At 30.8% G+C, this 2,823-nt stretch carries 3 protein-coding genes; 2 read left to right on the forward strand and 1 reads right to left on the reverse strand.

From position 1 onward, the window contains the following. On the forward strand, positions 1-906 hold a 906-nt coding region (locus tag ACKI67_RS10390), incomplete at its 5' end, for a hypothetical protein (RefSeq protein WP_407463463.1). Between the two features lie 166 nt (positions 907-1,072). On the opposite strand, the gene aroD is transcribed toward ACKI67_RS10390, so the two are convergent. Next, positions 1,073-1,756 (reverse strand): type I 3-dehydroquinate dehydratase, encoded by a 684-nt coding sequence (aroD, locus tag ACKI67_RS10395; RefSeq protein ID WP_407463464.1) that lies wholly within the window; start codon positions 1,754-1,756, stop codon positions 1,073-1,075. A gap of 216 nt (positions 1,757-1,972) precedes the next feature. Here aroD and ACKI67_RS10400 point away from each other — a divergent pair, with 216 nt between their 5' ends. Next, positions 1,973-2,698: a hypothetical protein gene (locus tag ACKI67_RS10400; RefSeq protein ID WP_407463465.1), complete on the forward strand. Its 726-nt coding sequence runs from the start codon at positions 1,973-1,975 to the stop codon at positions 2,696-2,698. Positions 2,699-2,823: the final 125 nt, after the last annotated feature.

The raw sequence follows: 2,823 nt of genomic DNA on the forward strand, positions 1-2,823 counted from the left end.
AAAGCAACATTAAACAGAACAATTAAAATTAATAAAAAACCTGGTGTTTTAGCTGCAAATAACAGAACCATCAAATACGGTTCAGATCCAACTGCAATTATCAGATTCACTGATAAGAAGACCGGTAAGGCTGTTGTTGATGGAATTGTAAAAGTCAGACTTTACACAACTTCCAAAAAATATGTTGATTTAGCATTCAGAACCAATAAGACTGGTCATGTAAAATTCAGTGCAGCTTTATCTGTTGGTAAGCATAAGATGATTATCAGCAGCTTAGACAATAACTACACTGCATCAAGCATAACCAGATATGTAACTGCTAAGAAGACTACTGCTAAATTCAGTGCTTCTAAAGTAACCACTTATTACAGATCAGGCAAATTATATAAAGTTAAATTAATCAATACCAAAAACAACAAAGCTATGTACGGCGCAAAAATGATCATTAAGGTATTTACAAGCAAAACCAGATACTACAGATATGATGGTACTACCGCTGGAAATGGTATTGTTCAATTTAAGATTAATTATAAGCCTGGTACCTATAAAGTTGTAATAAGTGCAAATGACAAAGGTTACACTGCTAAATCTGTAACTAAACAGATTAAAGTAACTAAATCTCCTATTAAATTCACTCCTACTAGTTTAAAAGTCAAAAAAGGTAAAGCTTTCAAAGTGAAAGTAACTAGCACCAAATCCAAAAAAGTCATTTCTGGCGTAAAGGTTAAAGTAAAAGTTTACACTGGTAAAAAGTACAAAACTTATACTATCAAAACCAACAAGAAAGGAATTGCTAGTTTAACCATCAAACAAAAAGTTGGTAAACATAAAATAGTTCTTTCACCTGGAAGTCCTAAACTTTATTCTGCTAAAGCACTTACCAAAACTTTAGTGGTAACCAAATAATAGGATTAGTTTAAAGGATTAGTTTAAATCAAAATTAGTTAAAATTAAGAGATTATTTCTCTTAATTCTTTTTTTATTTTTTAAAAAACAATTAATGAATAAAATATTAAATTATCTATTTTTAATATCAATCTTAAATGATTTATTTCTTTAAAAAAAGCTTATTTTATTGTAAATCATCTGTATTGATCAAGTCACTATTCATCAATGATTTCATTGTATCAATATCAATCTGTCCTGGTGCAGTATTGTCATTCACCACTGCAAAGGTAAAAGGAGCATTGAATTTTGCTGCAATAACTCTTGTATAACTTCCCAATTCGCCCATTGAAATAGCTACAACATTATCGAAGTGGGATAAGATAGGAAGAATTGTCAAGGTATCCTCAAGAGTGTTTGGCATAACAGCTATCTTTGCTATGTCTCCAAGCTGTTTTTCTTGAATAACGATATCCATTAATATGTCAAGCTCAGGTGTTTGCTTGAAGTTATGATAAGAAATGATTGATTTCACTCCAGTTTCAGTAATTGATTCAATGAGTTTATTATCTGTCTGAAGCTCCACATCAACATAATCCGCTACATCACAGCATTCTCTAAGAATTGCTATTCTATCTTCATCACTACCTCTAAAGGATCCTCCCTCTTTCATGGACCTGTTTGTAGCTATTGTTGGAAAATTGATTTCTTCTATAATCTCTTTTACGATTTTAGGATTAGGGTTTTCCATACCATCAATTCTAAGTTCGAGAATATCTGCACCTTTTATAATACATTCATTAGCTACCCTTAAGATATCTTCCTTATTCTTTTGAAATATGGGAATAGCTATTTTTGTTTCACTGTACACGCTCTTACCTCATCATAAAAATTAAATGGATTTTGTTAAATGTTTTTTAATCTTATATAATATATTTTATTTAGTTCATTAAATACTTAATTGATTTAAAGCTTTTTTTTAAGGTATTTTTTTATTTTTTTCACAGTTCAAGACTTGTATTAGTCTATGTATCTAAAAAAATAATTAAAATTATTAACTATAAAATCAAAAGATATAATTGATATTATGAAAGTAGTAGCTATTGGTGCAGATATTTCAAACAATGATGTTTCTGTTTCCGATTCATTAGTTAAAAATATTGAAGAGGATATTCCTAAACTTTTGGAATTGGGAGCTAGAAAAGCGGCTTTAACAAATATTACAGGGGATGATGTTGTCATCACCGCCTTTGTTGAAGATGAACTTTTAGAAACAGTCAATGCAGGTATTGTAGAAATATTAAGAGATAATGCAGAGCATACCGGTGACTTGGATGGAATATCACAAGATCCGGATGAAGGTGGAGAGGGAATCTCCTATGCTGAAGCAAATCTTGAAGAAGGATTCTATCAAGATGCAATAGTCATGGCCTTTGACACTTATGGTGGGGAAGGATTTGTGGCTGAAGTTGCAAATTCTGCCATTGATGCAGCAACTGGTATGAAGGCAGTAACTGGAATAAGTGATAAGATAGGCACTAGAAAAGATATTCCTGGAGTGGGATATGTATCTACAAGTGCTACAGATGATCCTGTTGTAGTGGTTTCCGTCAATGAATTGGAACAGATTGCCGTAGTTGCTAGCGCAATGATTGGCGCTGCTTTAGGTAATAAAAACACTTATCTTGTAAGAAAACACACACCTTGCAATGTGCTTCCAGGTAGTGTATTGGTATCTGTAACTGCAATAATGAATGGAAATATGATTGACTTATCTATACCATTTGAAAACAAAACAAGAATTTTAGGTTAGGTGTTATTTTAATTAATTTTAAGTGCAATTATATTAAAGTTTTTTAATAAAGTATTATTTTAATAACATCTGTATTAGAGTATTCTTTATTAAAATTTTTATCTATTTTTTCTTATTTTTTCATA

It is taken from the genome of Methanobrevibacter sp. (assembly GCF_045577275.1).
GTDB lineage: Archaea > Methanobacteriota > Methanobacteria > Methanobacteriales > Methanobacteriaceae > Methanobrevibacter.

What these genes read in the sequence shown, in the direction of transcription:
- ACKI67_RS10400 (WP_407463465.1), top strand. Translation starts at nt 1,973, where the DNA reads ATGAAAGTAGTAGCTATTGGTGCAGATATTTCAAACAATGATGTTTCT.